The following is a 16,963-nucleotide window of genomic DNA, read 5'->3' on the forward strand; positions in this document are numbered from 1 at the left end:
GTCATCACCTCGCCTGAGACTCCATATGTTTCGCTCTTAATTGGCCGCAAGCAGCCGCTATATCATGGCCTTGCTCCCTACGAATCGTCACACTTACTTTGTTCCGCTCCAATACACGTTGGAATTCAAAGATGTCCTCGCGCGGTGTACGAACATAATTTCGTTCAGGCACATGGTTAACTGGAATCAAGTTAACATGGCATAACATCCCTTGCAAGACGTCTGCTAGCTCCTGAGCATGCTCTGCGCGGTCATTAACACCGCCGATCAAAGCGTACTCAAACGTAATTCTGCGACCTGTCTTCGCGATGTAATTATGGCATGCCGCCATAACATCATCGAATGGATAACGACGGTTAACAGGCATAAGCTTCGAGCGCAGCGCATCATTCGGCGCGTGAATCGACAACGCCAGATTGATTTGTGTATTTTCCTCAGCGAACTTATACATGCTTGGCACAATACCACTCGTAGATACAGTAATATGACGCTGACCGATATTAAGGCCTTTCTCGTGAATCATGATGCGCAGGAAGGCCATCGTTGCTTCATAATTCTCAAACGGCTCGCCCGATCCCATAATTACGATACTGGAAACACGCTCACCGGTAGCATCAAGCATCTGCTGAGCCGTAACCACCTGCGCGACGATTTCGCCTGCAGTGAGATTACGTTTCAAGCCGCCAAGCGTCGATGCACAGAACGTACAGCCAATTCGGCAGCCTACCTGCGTTGTTACACAAATGCTGTTGCCGTAGTTATGGCGCATAATAACCGTTTCAATCGCATGGGCGTCATGAAGACCGAACAAAAACTTAACGGTTCCATCCTTTGATTCAAACTTCGTAATTTCGCTGAGCGTTACAAATTGGAAGCTCTCCTCCAGCTTGTCGCGAAGCGCTTTGGATAGGTTGGACATATCTTCAAAGCTCTTTACGCGCTTCACATAGAGCCAATCAAACAACTGACCGCCACGAAATGCCGGCTCCTCATTGTCTTTCATCCATTGTTGAAGCTGCTCGAGCGTGTAATCATATATGCATGGTTTCATTTCATCACACCTGTACCTTATAGTAGAGCGGCTTAATCTTCTGAATGCCGCCATCGATTTATTTTACCACAAACGCCCATGTTCAGCCATAAGCGCCGCTTATGGGCGTCTAACCATCCTTGCAATGTAGAAGCCGTCACTGCCGAAGTGCTGCGGAAGCAGCTGTGCTTGACCTGCGAAATGCTCGTCGATTACGCCAGCATTCTTCAACTGTTCCAAGATGGCCTCCGGCCAGTTCCTATCCAATTCAAATTCAGGATGCTCCTGAAGAAAACGGGCGATCTGCTGCTCGTTCTCGTCCTTCTCTATCGTGCAGGTACTATATACGAGCACGCCTCCTGGGCGGACAAGTTCACATACAGCATGCAGCAGACGCTGCTGGACAGCTGCAATATCGGAAACATCGCCTGCTGTTTTGGTCCATTTGATCTCCGGTTTGCGCTTAATAACACCGAAGCCGGAGCAAGGCGCATCAAGCAGTACAGCGTCCATGGATTGCGGTTTGAAGCGATCGGTTAGCTTAAGCGCGTCTTCTGTTATCGCTTCTACATTACGAAGCTTAAGACGCTCCGACTGCGACACGATCAGATCGCGTTTATGTGCATGCAAATCATTGGCCCACACCTTGCCTTTGCCACCCATCAGCTCGGCCAAATGCGTACTCTTGCCCCCAGGAGCTGCACAACAGTCCAGCACCTGCATACCGGCTTGTGGTGCTACAACCTCCGCTACGAGCATAGAGCTCTCATCTTGAACGGACCATAGTCCATCGCGGAATCCTGCTGTATCCGCAAGATTACCGCCGCGCTCAATCGCAATGCCTTCGGGAGCGACTGCTGATGGCTTCGCATCAAAGCCAGCTTCCGTCAGAAGCGTAATCGCATCCGCTCGGCTGCCCTTCAACGTATTGACTCGCAAGCTTGAATGCGGATGCTCATTGCCTGCTGCGCAGATCTCTTCGGCCTGCTGTACGCCATATGCAGCTACCCAGCGGCTTACCAGCCATTCCGGATAGGAGTGGCGCAGCGCAATTTGAACAATAGGATCAGCATGCTTAATCTCAGCAGCTTGGAGCTCGCTTCTTCCTCGGTCAATGCTGCGAAGCACACCGTTCACCATGCCCGAAATACCAGCATGACCGCGTTTCTTCGCAATCGTCACCGCTTCGTTCACGGCAGCATGGGCAGGTATCCGGTCCAAATAGAGAAGCTGGTATGCGCTCATTCTAAGTAATTGATGGACCCATGGCTCAAGCTTGTGGAGCCCTTTGGACACAAAGCGGCTGAGCCAATAATCAAGCGTAGCTTGACGCTGAATCGTTCCATAGACAAGCTCCGTCACTAACCCGGCATCCGCACGCTGCAACCCTGCATCCAGAAGTGTTCGATTCAATTGCAGATTGCTGTAAGCTCCTGTCTGGGTTACCTTAACCAGCGTATCCATCGCTAGCTCGCGCGGCGATTTGGACTTGCGGCTTCCCGTCTGCTGCGCAGGCTGACCGGCATGAACCGGCTTGCCGCCGGATGCAGGACGTTTATGACCGTTCCTCGTTTTTGGCTTACCCTTCGAGCTGGGATTAGCGCTGTGACTTCCGTTAGGCTTGCGTGTACTGCTCTCCGTCATGCCGCACCTCCGTCGCCAAGCAATGCTCCCGCTTCAAGCCTTGCGCCTTTGAGCCATTCTGCGGCACTCATCGCCCGCTTGCCTGCAGGCTGAATCTCTTTCAACAGGAGAACTCCCTCGCCCGTCTGGACATAAATACCCTCATTGTCAGTGGCCAGTACAGTGCCTGGTATTAATGATTTATTCGAAGCATGCCCCTTCGATTCAGCGCACGCCCACACTTTGAATACTTCACCGTTCAAATAAGTGAAAGCACCAGCCATTGGTGACAAGCCCCTTACCTGATTGAATATAGCACGAGCAGATTTATACCAGTCGATCCGCTCGTCCTCACGCGTCAAATTAGGCGCATAAGTCGCTAGATCGTCCTGCTGCGGAACAGCAACTGCTTGTCCAGAAACAATTGAAGGAAGCGTCTGACCAAGCAGTTCTGCTCCCGCAAGACTAAGCTTGTCGAACATCGTGCCCGAGTTGTCCTCATCCGTAATCGGCAGCTCCACCGCACTGATCATATCACCAGTATCAAGGCCTTCTGCCATATACATAATGGTTACGCCGGTAGAACTCTCTCCATTCATAATAGAGCGCTGAATCGGAGCCCCTCCCCGGTAACGCGGCAATAAGGAGCCATGCACGTTAATGCAGCCTAGACGTGGGATATCAAGCAATGCCTTGGGCAAAATCTGGCCGTACGCCGCTGTTACGATTAAATCCGGCTGTAGCTCAGCAATTGCCGCAACGGCATCCGCATGACGCATCCGCTCCGGTTGCAGCACAAGCAGGTTGAACGACAACGCCGCTTCCTTTACAGGCGGCGGCGTCAGCGTTTTTTTGCGGCCCTTCGGCCGATCAGGCTGTGTAACAACGGCAACAACATTGTACTGCTGCTCAAGCAGCAGCTTCAAAGAGGGAACGGCAAATCCCGGCGTTCCCATAAATACGATACGCATGAAGCTATTCGCCGCCTTTTCTAGCTCTTTCCGAAATGTCGTAGATGCTCTCCGCCAAATCGGTAAACAAAATGCCGTTCAAATGGTCAACCTCATGCTGGAACGCGCGTGCGAAATAACCGGTTGCTTCAACCGTAAACGTTTGTCCACTGCTGTCTTGACCTGTCACTACGATTCGATCCGCTCGCAATACGTCACCATTAAGGTTAGGTATGCTAAGGCAGCCTTCCGGCCCCAACTGCTCGCCGTCTTGCTCTACAATTACAGGATTGACCATTTCCACCAATCCATTCTCATCGCCTACATCTACCACAATAACCCGTTTCGAAATGCCAATTTGCGGCGCTGCAAGGCCTACACCTTCTGCATCATACATCGTTTCGGCCATATCCTTGAGCAATTTTTGCAAATTTGCGTTAAATTTCGTTACTTCCTTCGCCACTTCCCGCAATACCGGGTCCGGATCTTTCACAATTATACGGATACTCATTGTATTCCCTTCCTTTACGATCATTAAAATAGTAATAGCTATTTATAATATAACTTGTGGATCTACGTCAATACTGAATTGCACAAGACGCTGCGGCGGTCCGTCCGTGAACGGCAGAAGCGCCTTGCGGACAAGCGCAGAAGCATCAATACTCCCCCGATATTTTATCACACATTGAAAACGGTAGCGATCTTTGATTCTAGAAATCGGCGACGACACAGGTCCAAGCACCTCAAGTGCCCTCCCGAATCCACTGCTAAGTGAAATAAGAACGCCTTCGTTCTCTGCCAGCTCCCGCAGCTCAGCAGCGAATCGCTCACTAACCGAGGAGAGCAGCGGCAGCTGCTCATGAGACATCGTGACGAGAATCAATCTGCAATAGGGCGGATATCCCATCGCACTGCGATGCCTTAACTCTTCGCTTACGAATGCCGCATAATCATGCTGCTGGGCCGTCACGACCGCATAATGCTCAGGTGCATAGGTTTGGATAACAACTTCGCCCGGTAGATGATGCCGCCCTGCGCGTCCCGCCACCTGCGTAAGCAGTTGGAATGTGCGCTCCGCCGCGCGGAAATCAGGCAGGTTAAGCGACGTATCTGCTGCGATTACACCAACAAGCGTCACATAGGGGAAATCAAGTCCCTTTGCCACCATTTGCGTGCCAAGCAGCACATCTGCTTTCCGCTCGCCGAACTGTTTCAGCAGCTTCTCATGCGCATTCTTCTCGGTCGTCGTATCCACATCCATACGGATGACTCTGATACCTGGGAACAGCTTGGAGAGCTCCTCCTCCACGCGCTGCGTTCCCGTTCCGAAATAACGAATATGCTCGCTTTGGCAGGATGGACATGTCGTAGGTGCCTGCTCTGCATGACCACAATAGTGGCAGCGCAGCGCTCGTGACTTCTGATGATAAGTCAGCGAAATGTCGCAATGCGGGCAAGCAGCCGTGTAGCCGCAGGACCTACACATCACAAAGGTTGAATAACCTCTTCGATTAAGCAGCAGCACCGATTGCTCTCCTCGTTCAAGCCGCTCAGCCAAGGAACTGTGCAGCAGACGGCTGAACATCGATCGATTGCCTTCCTTCAGCTCCTCGCGCATGTCGATAACCGCAACTGGCGGAAGCGGCCGCCCGCCTACCCGTCCCGGCATTGGAAGCAGTGCTGGCTCGCGCCCCTCATCCTTCGCAGTTAACGGCCTGCTTGCCGCTGCAAAGGACTCTAACGAAGGCGTTGCTGAACCAAGTACGACAGCGGCACCATGCTGCTTTGCCCTGCGAACGGCTACGTCGCGCGCATGGTATTTCGGACTTTCCTCTTGCTTATAGGAAGATTCATGCTCTTCGTCAATTATAATAAGCCCAATATGCTCAAAGGGTGCAAAGATAGCCGAACGCGCTCCAATAGCAACCTGTACCTGACGGCTGCGAATTTTGCGCCACTCGTCGTATCGTTCCCCGTTAGACAGCCTGCTGTGCAGCACGGCGACAGCATCGCCGAATCGCCCTTTGAATCGCTCGACCATCTGGGGAGTTAATGAAATTTCCGGAACCAGTACAATGGCTTGCTTGTCTTGCTCCAAGCAGAACTGAATGGATTGCAAGTAAACCTCCGTTTTTCCGCTCCCTGTCACACCATGCAGCAGCATCGTCTGCGGCTCTCCGGCATCAACTGCCCTTACAATGCGAGCATACACCTCTCGTTGTCCCTCGGTAAGCTCAAGCGGCGTTGTTCGCTCAAATTCCCTGCCTGCATAAGGATCGCGCTGCTGCTCCACCTCTCTAAGTTCAAGCAGCCCTTTCTCAGCCAAAGCACGAACGCTTGCAGCTGACCCTCCTGCCTCAGCTAGAAGCTGCTGAAGCGGCAACGGCCCTCCATGCTCCAGCATGAATGCGAGCACCTCTCGCTGCTTGACCACACGCGCCGGCAAGGCCTCTAACTGCTCGCGGACTGCCGCAATATCATTTGGCACATAAACCGTTAGCACCTTGCGAACAGCAAGCCGATCGCGCACTTTGGTTTGTTCCATTAGCACGCCTTCTCGAAGTGCGGATTTCACCGCCTTGGCGTGCTCAGGGAAACGCTCCAGAAGCACATCGAGCTTAACCAGTTGACTGCCTATCATTTCGATCATTGCAGCCGGAAGATCGTCTTGAGCCGCTTCTTCATCCTGTATGCCGACAAGCCGTTCAGCCTTGCCTTTAAGCGCAGCCGGTATCATCGCTTGCAGCGCAGTCGTCCAGGAGCAGCAATATTTCTCGCTCATCCATTTCGCCAGCTCGATGAGATCAGGCAGCAGCGGCGGCACATGATCGAGCAGCTCGGAGATTGGCTTGAGCCGCTTTGAATCGAAGTCAGATGTTTCCGCGAGCTCGGTCACAAAGCCTTGAAGCACCCGTCCTCCGAAAGGCACGCCGACACGACTGCCTACCTCGATCCAGTTAGACAAAGCATCCGGAACCTCATAGTCAAATGGCCGATCCGTCTGACGGCTCGGTACATCTACGATGACTTTGGCAATCATTCTCCTATTCCCCCAGAGGCTGCAATCCGCTGTGCGATCAGCTCCAGCAAGCGGTTTGCAGTCTCTCGCTTGGTCAACATAGGCATAGATTCAACGAGGCCATCCGGACCGAATACTTGTACAATATTGGTATCCCCATTAAAGCCTGCACCTTCCATGCTGACATCATTGGCCACGATAAGATCGCAATTTTTCCGGCGCAGCTTGTCCATCGCATAATGCTCGACCTGCTCCGTTTCGGCTGCAAAGCCGACTAGAAATTGATGATGCTTCCTTTGACCCAGCGTCTCCAGAATATCCACCGTACGCGCAAGCTCCAAGGTGAGCTTCTCACCGTTCTTTTTCAGTTTCTGTCCGCTCACGTGAACAGCTCTGTAATCCGCAACTGCGGCAGCCTTGATGACAATATCCATATCGTCATACCTTCCGGTCACCGCTTCAAGCATCTCCTGCGCCGACTCGACACGGATTACCTTCACTCCTGCCGGAAGAGCCGCTGTCGTCCTCCCTGCAACAAGCGTTACGTCGGCTCCCATCAACACAGCCGCTTCCGCAATCGCAAAGCCCATCTTGCCCGATGAATCATTGGTCAAGAACCGAACAGGGTCTAGGCGCTCCATCGTCCCGCCAGCTGTAACAAGGACTCGCTTGCCTTTCAGCTTATTGCCTCTGCTGAACCATGAATCGATTGCCGTCACAATATCCTCCGGCTCCGCAAGGCGGCCTTTCGCCACATAGCCGCAAGCTAGCTGCCCTGTGCCTGGCTCAACAAACATCACTCCGCGCGATGCCAGCAGCTCTAAATTGCTGACAACCGCGGGGTGCTCATACATATGTACATTCATAGCCGGAGCAACAAGCACAGGGCATGTTGCTGCGAGCAGCGTCGTGCTCAACATATCATCGGCATGCCCGCCTGCCAGCTTAGCTATTGCATTGGCGGTAGCCGGAGCGATTACAATCAAATCCGCATGATCAGCCAAATGAATATGCGAGACGACCGAGGGATCTCGTTCATCGAACGTATCGATATGCACCGGATTCCGAGATAACGTTTGCAGTGTGAGCGGCGTTATAAATTTGGTTGCCGAATCTGTCATAATGACGTGAACGCGGGCGCCAGCTTGCACCAGCTTGCTGCACAAAGCTGCGCCCTTGTACGCTGCAATTCCGCCAGTAATGCCCAAAATAATCGTTTTCCCTGTTAGCATGGTGTATCTCCTATCAAGCGTAAACGGCTAGAAACTACTACAAATCCATAAAGCTCGTTTCGCAATCAAATGATTAGCAGCAGGATGAAGCGAGCTAGTCAAATGTATATTTATAATAGCATGAATGCTATAACGCACATGCGATCCGTTACCAATCCTTGCGCTCTCTCAAGCTTGTGATTTGGGTAACATGATGCCTGCCGTGCCAAGCAACGTAGCCTAAGTAGTACGCTAATTTAATCTGGCTCCCTTTCTCCGGGTGGTAGAACATTTTATCGAATTCAGATGTCTCCAGAGAACGAAGCAGCAGCACAAAGCGTGCGTGAATACCTTCGATAATTGACAGGCTGATCGCTGGCGATGCTTGGAGACTGTCAGCCGCTTCCGCCCAGCGTTCTTCATTAAAAGGCTTAATCGTCGGATTATTCTCCGTAATAGCGAGCTTAAAGCGTGAGAAGTAATTCATAGATGCATCGGCGAGATGATGTGCGACTTGCCTCACACTCCAACCGCCGCTCCGATACTGTGTATCCAGTTGTTCATCGTCCAATTCCGCTAAAGCAGCCTTGAGCTGACCTGGCAGTCTCTCGATGTCCGCAATCCATTGCTCACGGTGTTTAATGGTCATTCCCTCGAACGAGTACCTGCCAATCGGATAACGTAATTTGTCCATTCCGTTCCCTCCTGTTCATTCGTCCATGAAACATAAGTCCCACCATCTATCATACCATATGCCGCTTTAAATTCTAACCAGACGCGGTCCCTTTCGCACAAAAAAATCAGCAGACTCCTGCGTTCTAATCGACTGAGTCTCCTCCTAGCTATGCTTCATTCGATGTGCCATCGCATAAAGCTCAGCAATATCATGACGTCCGATTTCCTCAAACCTTCTCACTGCTTCATCAATAGGCACTACTTCAACTAATGCAACCTGCTCGCCATCCGGCGGATTAAGCGGCTTTCCTGTCAGCTTGACCTCTCCGTACCCAACAAGCCTGACAAAATTCGGGTGCGGGATATGAGGCCGATAAGGCTCACTTGCAGAGGAATGGCAGTTGAAGCATCCAAACAGCGTGTAGTTGACCATCTCTGCGCCAATCTCCTCCTTCGCCTCTCTAACCAACGCATCCATATGATGCTCATCCGGCTCGAGCGTCCCCCCAATAAGCTCCCATCTTCCATCCTCTAACTGCATGACCACGTATCCGTCTCCAACTGTTGGAATTATACTAATATTGCTGACCAACGCAATATCCACCTCATAGTTTGGCGAAAAACAGTTCTCGACCGCCCCCCATACGATATGCTTGGACAATGCGGGGTAATCCTGCAAAGCTGCGTTTTGGTTCATCTATATCAACTTCCTTCTTTCAAAATATGCTTCCAATTTCTGTTTGCAATTGTGTTCCTTCTAATTATTCCATTCCCTTAGTTTATCAAATATAAAGCCTATATTCATACTTATTCAATAAAAAAAGAGCTGCTCGGCAATAATTGCCGGGCAGCTCCTAGGCTGTACTTATGGTTATTCTCCTATCAGCATAGCTGTAATCTCTTCTGCTTGAGCTAGAATCGATACAGGATCAAAGTACCAGAAACGATCAGCAGCCAGCTCGAGAACATGATTGTTTTTTACAGCATCCATGGAGTTCCATATTTCCGTTTGCTTAAACTCATCGTTGCCGACCTCTGAGAACAGCAGAATATAGTCTCCAGCATACTCAGGAAGCACTTCCAGCGAAAGCTCCTTCCACTGTGTATCGCCAAACAGCTCATTGCGAATGCGTTCAGTTGGTTGAAGCTGAAGGGCTCCGTAGATCGCCTGACCGCCTCTGCCGAAGTTGTCGCCGAACGTATACGTCGTTTTTCCACCCGATTCAAAAATAGTAAAGGTTTCATCCTTGCCCACTTTGCCAGAGAGTTTGCCTCTAAGCTCTTCAATCTTTGCATCGTAAGCCGTTAACCAGCTTTCCGCTTCGGCTTGCTTACCAAGCAGCTCCGCAATCCCTCTCATCTCGGCATGCACGCCCTTGAACGTTGCGTTCGTACCGAAAGGAATGGAAATCGTTGGCGCTATTTTGGACAGCTGATCATAGACATTAGCATCCTCATTCGCAGTAATAATTAGGTCAGGCTCAAGCGATACAACTTTCTCCAAGTTAATCCCGCTGCGATCGCCGATTCCCTCAATTCCCACTGCCAGATCTTTCGTATACGGATTATCTATATAATATTGGTCAGCCCCTACAGGCTTCACGCCAAGTGCCAGCAACGTCTGCAAATATTGGTCAGCAACGATTCGCTTAGGGTTCGTCGGGATTTCGACATCCCCCTTAACTGATTTGTATATCCGTGTAGCCTTCTCTTCCGTTGCAGCAGTTGGACTAGCTGATGGCGATGGCGTAAGCTCAGCGTTGTTCGTTTGACTTGCTGCTTCATTGGTCGCCGTATTATTCGCACCGCATGCCGCAAGCAGAGTTGCCAGTATGAGCATGACCATCCCTAGTCCTAATCTCTTTCTCAAGCTTTGCATCTTTCTGTTCCTCTTTCCGTCTGTTATTTTGCGAATGATTACCATTCTCATAAGATAACAGTAACAGCCCATCCATCTTTGCGTCCATAGCTAAATGTGATGTTTGTCAGCTGCTTTTCGAAGCGCTAGAAGATATGAAATGGACAATATCATGAAGCTGCTTTCCTGTCGAAGCTGGATCGAACCCATAGAAGGCATCGCCATTGATGAGATAGAGACGATCATTCTGAACAGCAGCAAGCTGCTGCCAGCAATCTTTACTCATGATGTTTTGTACTTTTCTCCGCTCCGTCTGACCCTTGGGGAGCACAACAAACATATGGTCGGCAGCATGTGCATGAACCGCTGTGGTAGCAACCTCCACATATCCAATTCTGTGCTTACCGTTCTTTATCATGCTAAGTGGCGGCGCGAATTGTAACGCATCGTATAATAGATGGGACGCCCTTCCCCACTTGTCACCGAACACATAGCTGGTTTCCGCTCCGAGTTCAATGACGACTGCAGTGCCGCGTTTGCCAAGGCATTGATCCAGCTCGCGACCAGCAATCCCTGCCCGTTCTTCCAAGCGCAGAAGGCAGTCCTTCGCTGCAGTCATGCGATCTGCAATCTCTGCTACACGCAAAAACTGTTCGTCCCAATTCATTTGCTCGAACGGCAACGAAACGAGCGGGGAGATACGCCGGAGTTCCTCGGAGCGTTCGTCATTCGGTGCGTAATCAAGAATCAAGTCAGGCAAAGTCGGTTTAATCGCCGCATACAGATCTTTTGGTACGTTTGCAAATAGATGAACGTCATCTCTTGATGCCGTTTGTCCAAAGCAGTTAAGAGCCCACTTGGATATAACCGCCATGGAAGGCATAATCCCCAAGGTAAGCAGGCATGCCGAGTAATTATAGGACAAAGTCGCTATTCGTTTCGGTCGCTTCAGATAAATAGTCGGAGCAGCTCCGATGACCTGTTTGAAACGACGGCTCAAATAGAACCCATCCTTATAACCAACACTCAGCGCCGTTTCATACAAATCCTGTTTGGATGTGAATAGCTGTTCCTGCGCAGCGCGAATTCGCAGCTCCGTTACATATGCTTTGAACGTTTTTCCTGTATGACGCTTGAATACTCGCGAGAAATGTTCCTGGCTTACGCAAGCTCGTTTCGCCACTGCGGACCTCGTCATCTCACCCGAGTAGTGAGCATTTATATAGGTGAGCGTCTCATCCATCCAAACTGGGCTAGAGACTGATTTTTCCGTCTGGGGCTCGCTTGCAGTGCAGCATTTATTTCCTTTCTCATATCCGTTGCTGCTATGTACCGTATCCGGAATAATTCCTGCTCGAAGCTGCTGCCTTAGCTCTTCTGCCGCTTCATGAGACAGCTCGCCAACATTGGCAATTAACCGATGTTTCGGCTTCCCATTCTCATCTCGGTAGGATTCTACAATTTTATAGTAATAGTGCTGGTATACGCTATTTTTCCGCTTAAGCGGAACTTTTTTCAGAAACAAGCATGGTCCCCCTCTTATAGGACTACAGACTTGCAAGTGAAGTCTTGCTGTCGTCCCTTTATTGAATAAATGTCCTGAGAATGATGTAGCATCCATTTCACAGTGATAACCATTATCAATTATATAGGAGGAACCTGATATGGGAAAGCAAAGTTTTTATGACAGCCTTAATCACTGCTAATGAACTGAAATACGCCTATAAACAAAATAAGACCAACAAACACAATAAGAAAACCGATACCAAATCTCGCAAGCCCAGAACGGCTGCCCTTCGATTGCGACTTTAACTGCTCAACCTGCTCCTCCAGCTTCCGCAAAGATTGTTTCATTTCTTGCATTTCCTTCTCGTTTGACAAGGTAAAGCACTCCTTTCTAATTCCAGAACCTTATCCGTTTAAACGCCGACGAGTGACCAAGCCACCTTTAAACGCGTTTATCTACGATGTGCTTACTCTGATGTATTTCTTTACGCAGTAATCTCATTTCGTCGTTAAGCATCTCCATTTGTTTTGTTAATTTAGATGAATCAATGGCTCCACGAATCACTACAGACAACAATAGCATGAACACAACTAAAAAAATGACGGCAATGAGTAAAGGCTCCATCTTGAGCGTTCCCCCTCTGTTCTCAGCAGACTTTACGGAATGGCTCCACATGCATTTCCATAATTTTACCAGAAAGATCGACTGAATCAAAGCATAAATCATGAAAAGCATGCAGCCATGCTTACAACAATCCGATCCCATAAGCGCACATTTGTGCTTACAACCACCGTTCGAGCTTTGCCTCAATTTCTAAACAAATAAAAAAAACGGCATGCTCACTGTCACCAGTAAGCACACCGTCATGTTCTTTATTGCGTCAATTCTAACGCTTAATCCTCTTTTGTAGCGAGGTTTTCCACTTGGAGAATGTCGCCGTAAATTTCTTCCAGCGCTACGCCAACATATTTGCGGGAGCGCGGGTTTTTAAGCTCCGACTTATCTCCATTACGAAGCATGCGTGCACGTCTCGAAGCAGCTACTACCAGCGTGTATTTACTGTCAACTTTTTTCACCATTTCGTCAATGGACGGATATAACATCGTTCATTCTCCTCACTCATGCTTTCTCAATTGCAGCAACCATACCCGAAACATAAGGTAAATATCTTTCTCTGCGGCAATGCTCTGCTATCATGATGCTGCGAATACGATCGCATGCAGCATCTATCTCATCATTCAATACCGCATAGTCGTAGTGGCCAAGCAAATTCATTTCATCAACCGCTACGGACATACGATTATTGATCGTATCCAAAGATTCAGTACCGCGACCTGTAATGCGCTGCTTGAGCTCATCCAAGGAAGGAGGCAATAAAAATACGAAAATGCCTTCCGGAAACTTTTGTTTCACCTTCAGTGCACCTTGTACTTCAATTTCCAGAATAACATCCTTGCCGCTAGCTAACGTCCGTTCTACGAAATCACGCGGAGTGCCGTAGTAATTACCAACATATTCCGCATGTTCCAGAAGGGCGTCGCGTGCAATCATATCCTGAAACTGCTCATGGCTCTTGAAAAAATAATTGACTCCATCGACTTCACCCTGTCGCGGCAATCTGGTCGTCGCCGACACAGAATAAACCAGCTCAGGAACCTTATTACGAAGCACAGAACATACCGTACCCTTGCCAACCCCTGAAGGGCCGGACAATACAATTAACAATCCCTTATCCATATGACTCCCCGTACTATTCGTCGTTATCGTCGTCCTTAGTGGATAATCGGTGTGCAACCGTCTCAGGTTGAACAGCCGACAATATCACATGATCGCTATCCGTAATAATTACAGCGCGCGTACGGCGTCCATAAGTTGCATCAATAAGCATATGGCGGTCGCGAGCTTCTTGAATAATCCGCTTAATCGGAGCCGATTCCGGGCTTACGATTGAAATAATGCGGTTTGCAGATACAATATTGCCGAATCCGATATTAATGAGTTTAATAGCCAAGCCTGGTTCCTCCCCCGCCTACGGTCTTCCCTGTGCATCTGTCTGCAAATGTTTAATAACGAGTTTATATTGAGAAAAAGTGAATACGACAAGTTTGCGTTCTTGCCAAATACCGACAGAACTACTGCACTATTGTTGACGAAAAAAGTGCCTTGCATACTTTCCTGCCTAGACGCTTGCGATTACCGCTGCCGTTTGGTAACGGCCTGTCCTTGCCATGCTGTGTAAGTGTGGCAACAGTATCCATGCTCTATTTTAATTGATTTTTCGTCTATGAACAAGCGAAAATGCGAAAACAAGCAAAAAAGGCTCGTTTCCGCATCTTTTCTTCACCATTTAGCTACAAACGCTCTGTTTTCTCCCACACATACTGCGTGAGCTGAACGCCCATATCATAGAACATAAACGGGGTAATCAAATAGATTCCTTTGAAATGCGGTAAAGCCGCATCGAGCAGCTCCTTGGCAATTTGTACACCTTCTGCACGGCCTGCTTCACCTTCAAGTCCGGCCATTCTAGCGCGAACCTCGTCTGAGAGCTGAATGCCCGGCACCTCATTATGAAGGTATTCGGCATTGCGCCCACTTGCAAGCGGCATAATACCGATAAAGACAGGCACGGAGAGATGTTTCGTTGATTCTGCTATACGTTCAATGAGCGCAGGATCGTAAACAGGCTGTGTCATAATATAATCAGCGCCAGATTTGATTTTGCGTTCAAGCCGCTGCACAGCCTTGTCCAAATGCTTCACATTCGGATTAAAAGCGGCACCAACGACGAACTTAGCCTTCTGCTTGAGCGGCTTGCCTGAGAATGCCGTACCGTCATTCAATTGCTTGATCATCCGAATCATCTCGAAGGAGGTCAAGTCATACACCGAGCTGGAATCCGGCAAATCACCAAAGCGGGCAGGATCACCAGTAACCGCTAGAACATGGTCAATATCAAGTGCATCGAGGCCCATCATATGAGACTGTGTACCGATCAAGTTGCGATCGCGACAAGCAATATGCACAAGCGGCCTAAGGCCGACTTTCTCCTGCACAAGAGCAGCAAGTGCAATGTTGCTCATTCGAGTAACAGCGAGCGAGTTATCGGCCATAGTGACCGCGTCTGCCTTCGCTTCCTTAAGCGCCGCTGCTCCATCCATAAACTTACGGATATCCAAATCACGCGGTGGATCAAGCTCGACAATAACCGTATGACGCTTTAGCACGAGATCAACAATTGATGGCTCCTGCAGAGCTTGTTTGCTCGAATTGGAATCCTTGTCAGCAAGTTTCTCTGCTGGTTTAACGATAATCTTCTCAGGCATGGTCGGAAGCGCAGCCGTCTGGCCGATTTGAGGAACATAACCCTCAAGCGCGTCTGCAATCGCCTTAATATGCTCAGGCGTCGTTCCGCAGCACCCGCCGATCAGCCTTGCTCCGCGGTCAGCGAAGCGAAGCGCTGATTCCGCAAAATATTCCGGACCCGCTGAATACGTATATTTGCCATCAATATAGTCTGGAATACCCGCATTCGGATATACGGACAATGGTAGCGTTACAGGACCTGTGATCGAATCGATGGCGCGCATAATGCCGTTGGGACCGCTCCGGCAGTTGAAGCCAACGACATCAGCACCTTCCTCCTGAAGCAGGTCGAAAGCATGCTTCATGCCGTTCCCTTCCTGTGTACGACCAACGTCCTCTACCGCAAATTGGCAAATGACAGGTACATTCGAGGCTGAACGCGCAATACGAAGCGCTAGCAGCATTTCGTCCAGATCGTAGAATGTTTCAAGAAGCAGACCGTCAACACCTTCATCGAGCAAGGCATGCATCTGACGCTGGTAAGCTTCAATGACTTTAGCTGTTCTTAGGTTTTTAAGCTTCCCGTCACGGATAGATCCGACAGCACCGACGACGTATGCATCGTTGCTGATAGCCGCGCGCGCCGCGCGCACACCTGCGCGGTTGATTGCATCCATTTCATTCTCTAGGCCGTATTTCGAGAGCTTCTCCATATTGGCTGAGAACGTATTCGTCTCAATCACTCGTGCGCCCGCCTCATAGTAACGACGGTGTATATTCTCTATCACATCGGGACGAATCGTGTTGAATTCCTCGTAAGAAACACCGACAGGGAACCCCATCTGATACAGATAGGTTCCCATTGCGCCGTCCCCGGTCAAGATACGCTGCTGGAGCGCCTCCCTTAAATCCGGTTTCATTATATTCATACCACCCATCTTACGTTGCTCTTAGAAATTACCGCGGAACGATACAGCCGCGGGGCCAGACATATATACGTGATTATCAGCTTCATTCCATTCGATCAGAAGATCTCCGCCTTTTAGTGATACCGTAGCCGTACGATCGGTAGCGCCCGTTAGAACGGAAGCTACAACCGTTGCGCAAGCTCCTGTACCGCAAGCGAGCGTCGGTCCTGCACCGCGTTCCCATACGCGCATATCCGTGTGGCTGCGGGAGTTGACCGTCACAAACTCAACGTTGATTTTACGCGGGAACAAAGGATGGGTCTCTAGCTTAGGGCCCCATGTATTCAGGTCAAAGCTCGCAGCATCATCTACGTAAATGACACAATGGGGATTGCCCATCGATACAGCCGTAAATCGGAATTCGCGTCCATCAACCTCAATTGGCTGCTCAATTACACGCTCAGCGTCGATCGTCGTTGGCACCTGAAGACCATTCAGTATCGGCTCACCCATATCAACACGGACGGAAGCTACCTCGCCGTTCTCAATGGTAAGCTGAACCTTCTGAGCACCTGCGCCTAACGTTTCAATCGTAATTTCTTGTTTATCGGTTAACCCATTATCGTATACGTATTTGGCTACGCAGCGAATCGCATTGCCGCATTGCTCTGCTTCTGAGCCGTCAGAGTTAATTATGCGCATCCGGAAATCTGCAATTTCCGAAGGAAGAATATAGACAAGGCCGTCAGCCCCGATTCCAAAAAATCGGTTGCAAAGCCGGATAGCCAAATCGGCCACATCAGCTGGCAACTGCTGCTCTCCTGCAATAACTACGAAGTCGTTTCCTAAACCGTTCATTTTTGTAAAATTCATCTG

17 protein-coding genes are annotated in these 16,963 nt (G+C 49.7%); all 17 read right to left on the bottom strand.

Translation table 11 applies throughout. The features are described from left to right. Nucleotides 1-4 precede the first annotated feature (4 nt). On the bottom strand, nucleotides 5-1,051 hold the full coding sequence (gene rlmN / locus FGT79_RS05180; protein WP_138751678.1) for a dual-specificity RNA methyltransferase RlmN: 1,047 nt from the start codon (nucleotides 1,049-1,051) through the stop codon (nucleotides 5-7). 99 nt (nucleotides 1,052-1,150) lie between these two features. Beyond that, entirely contained in the window at nucleotides 1,151-2,674 is a 1,524-nt protein-coding gene (gene rsmB, locus FGT79_RS05185; RefSeq protein ID WP_138751679.1) for a 16S rRNA (cytosine(967)-C(5))-methyltransferase RsmB, read from the bottom strand. Beyond that, nucleotides 2,671-3,624, bottom strand: coding sequence for a methionyl-tRNA formyltransferase (gene fmt / locus FGT79_RS05190; protein WP_138751680.1), 954 nt, complete (start codon nucleotides 3,622-3,624; stop codon nucleotides 2,671-2,673). Before fmt ends, rsmB begins: the two co-directional genes overlap by 4 nt. Nucleotides 3,625-3,628: 4 nt before the next feature. Then, complete coding sequence (gene def / locus FGT79_RS05195) at nucleotides 3,629-4,114, bottom strand: peptide deformylase (RefSeq protein WP_212758505.1); 486 nt, start codon at nucleotides 4,112-4,114, stop codon at nucleotides 3,629-3,631. Nucleotides 4,115-4,156: 42 nt separating this feature from the next. Further along, nucleotides 4,157-6,643 carry a primosomal protein N' gene (priA, locus tag FGT79_RS05200; RefSeq protein WP_138751682.1) on the bottom strand — a complete coding sequence of 829 codons (2,487 nt, stop codon included), beginning with the start codon at nucleotides 6,641-6,643 and terminating at the stop codon, nucleotides 4,157-4,159. Next, a complete protein-coding gene (gene coaBC, locus FGT79_RS05205; RefSeq protein WP_138751683.1) occupies nucleotides 6,640-7,854 on the bottom strand; it encodes a bifunctional phosphopantothenoylcysteine decarboxylase/phosphopantothenate--cysteine ligase CoaBC in 1,215 nt (404 codons plus the stop codon). Before coaBC ends, priA begins: the two co-directional genes overlap by 4 nt. Nucleotides 7,855-8,002: 148 nt before the next feature. Continuing rightward, nucleotides 8,003-8,527: a YfiT family bacillithiol transferase gene (locus tag FGT79_RS05210; protein WP_138751684.1), complete on the bottom strand. Its 525-nt coding sequence runs from the start codon at nucleotides 8,525-8,527 to the stop codon at nucleotides 8,003-8,005. Nucleotides 8,528-8,671: 144 nt separating this feature from the next. Continuing rightward, complete coding sequence (locus FGT79_RS05215) at nucleotides 8,672-9,205, bottom strand: NUDIX hydrolase (protein WP_138751685.1); 534 nt, start codon at nucleotides 9,203-9,205, stop codon at nucleotides 8,672-8,674. Between the two features lie 174 nt (nucleotides 9,206-9,379). Next, the gene (locus FGT79_RS05220) at nucleotides 9,380-10,387 is read right to left on the bottom strand and encodes an iron-hydroxamate ABC transporter substrate-binding protein (protein ID WP_171056083.1); all 1,008 of its coding nucleotides are present in this window, start codon (nucleotides 10,385-10,387) and stop codon (nucleotides 9,380-9,382) included. A gap of 106 nt (nucleotides 10,388-10,493) precedes the next feature. Beyond that, nucleotides 10,494-11,891: an AraC family transcriptional regulator gene (locus tag FGT79_RS05225; protein WP_171056084.1), complete on the bottom strand. Its 1,398-nt coding sequence runs from the start codon at nucleotides 11,889-11,891 to the stop codon at nucleotides 10,494-10,496. A gap of 167 nt (nucleotides 11,892-12,058) precedes the next feature. Next, nucleotides 12,059-12,247, bottom strand: coding sequence for an OadG family protein (locus FGT79_RS05230; protein WP_138751688.1), 189 nt, complete (start codon nucleotides 12,245-12,247; stop codon nucleotides 12,059-12,061). 67 nt (nucleotides 12,248-12,314) lie between these two features. After that, complete coding sequence (locus tag FGT79_RS05235; RefSeq protein WP_138751689.1) at nucleotides 12,315-12,497, bottom strand: hypothetical protein; 183 nt, start codon at nucleotides 12,495-12,497, stop codon at nucleotides 12,315-12,317. A 269-nt stretch (nucleotides 12,498-12,766) separates the two neighbouring features. Further along, nucleotides 12,767-12,976: a DNA-directed RNA polymerase subunit omega gene (rpoZ, locus tag FGT79_RS05240; protein ID WP_053375625.1), complete on the bottom strand. Its 210-nt coding sequence runs from the start codon at nucleotides 12,974-12,976 to the stop codon at nucleotides 12,767-12,769. Between the two features lie 16 nt (nucleotides 12,977-12,992). Further along, a complete protein-coding gene (gene gmk, locus FGT79_RS05245; RefSeq protein WP_138751690.1) occupies nucleotides 12,993-13,610 on the bottom strand; it encodes a guanylate kinase in 618 nt (205 codons plus the stop codon). A gap of 13 nt (nucleotides 13,611-13,623) precedes the next feature. Beyond that, the gene (gene remA / locus FGT79_RS05250) at nucleotides 13,624-13,884 is read right to left on the bottom strand and encodes an extracellular matrix/biofilm regulator RemA (protein ID WP_005548256.1); all 261 of its coding nucleotides are present in this window, start codon (nucleotides 13,882-13,884) and stop codon (nucleotides 13,624-13,626) included. 340 nt (nucleotides 13,885-14,224) lie between these two features. Then, entirely contained in the window at nucleotides 14,225-16,099 is a 1,875-nt protein-coding gene (locus tag FGT79_RS05255; RefSeq protein WP_138751691.1) for a bifunctional homocysteine S-methyltransferase/methylenetetrahydrofolate reductase, read from the bottom strand. A gap of 30 nt (nucleotides 16,100-16,129) precedes the next feature. Then, complete coding sequence (gene dapF / locus FGT79_RS05260; RefSeq protein ID WP_138751692.1) at nucleotides 16,130-16,960, bottom strand: diaminopimelate epimerase; 831 nt, start codon at nucleotides 16,958-16,960, stop codon at nucleotides 16,130-16,132. Nucleotides 16,961-16,963 lie beyond the last annotated feature (3 nt).

It is taken from the genome of Paenibacillus sinopodophylli, from assembly GCF_005930355.1.
Taxonomy (GTDB): domain Bacteria; phylum Bacillota; class Bacilli; order Paenibacillales; family Paenibacillaceae; genus Pristimantibacillus; species Pristimantibacillus sinopodophylli.

Excerpts from the sequence above, each read along its gene's own strand:
- rlmN (WP_138751678.1), bottom strand. The coding sequence starts at position 1,051 with ATGAAACCATGCATATATGATTACACGCTCGAGCAGCTTCAACAATGG.
- rsmB (WP_138751679.1), bottom strand. The coding sequence starts at position 2,674 with ATGACGGAGAGCAGTACACGCAAGCCTAACGGAAGTCACAGCGCTAAT.
- fmt (WP_138751680.1), bottom strand. The coding sequence starts at position 3,624 with ATGCGTATCGTATTTATGGGAACGCCGGGATTTGCCGTTCCCTCTTTG.
- def (WP_212758505.1), bottom strand. The coding sequence starts at position 4,114 with ATGAGTATCCGTATAATTGTGAAAGATCCGGACCCGGTATTGCGGGAA.
- priA (WP_138751682.1), bottom strand. The coding sequence starts at position 6,643 with ATGATTGCCAAAGTCATCGTAGATGTACCGAGCCGTCAGACGGATCGG.
- coaBC (WP_138751683.1), bottom strand. The coding sequence starts at position 7,854 with ATGCTAACAGGGAAAACGATTATTTTGGGCATTACTGGCGGAATTGCA.
- FGT79_RS05210 (WP_138751684.1), bottom strand. The coding sequence starts at position 8,527 with ATGGACAAATTACGTTATCCGATTGGCAGGTACTCGTTCGAGGGAATG.
- FGT79_RS05215 (WP_138751685.1), bottom strand. The coding sequence starts at position 9,205 with ATGAACCAAAACGCAGCTTTGCAGGATTACCCCGCATTGTCCAAGCAT.
- FGT79_RS05220 (WP_171056083.1), bottom strand. The coding sequence starts at position 10,387 with ATGCAAAGCTTGAGAAAGAGATTAGGACTAGGGATGGTCATGCTCATA.
- FGT79_RS05235 (WP_138751689.1), bottom strand. The coding sequence starts at position 12,497 with ATGGAGCCTTTACTCATTGCCGTCATTTTTTTAGTTGTGTTCATGCTA.
- rpoZ (WP_053375625.1), bottom strand. The coding sequence starts at position 12,976 with ATGTTATATCCGTCCATTGACGAAATGGTGAAAAAAGTTGACAGTAAA.
- gmk (WP_138751690.1), bottom strand. The coding sequence starts at position 13,610 with ATGGATAAGGGATTGTTAATTGTATTGTCCGGCCCTTCAGGGGTTGGC.
- FGT79_RS05255 (WP_138751691.1), bottom strand. The coding sequence starts at position 16,099 with ATGAAACCGGATTTAAGGGAGGCGCTCCAGCAGCGTATCTTGACCGGG.
- dapF (WP_138751692.1), bottom strand. The coding sequence starts at position 16,960 with ATGAATTTTACAAAAATGAACGGTTTAGGAAACGACTTCGTAGTTATT.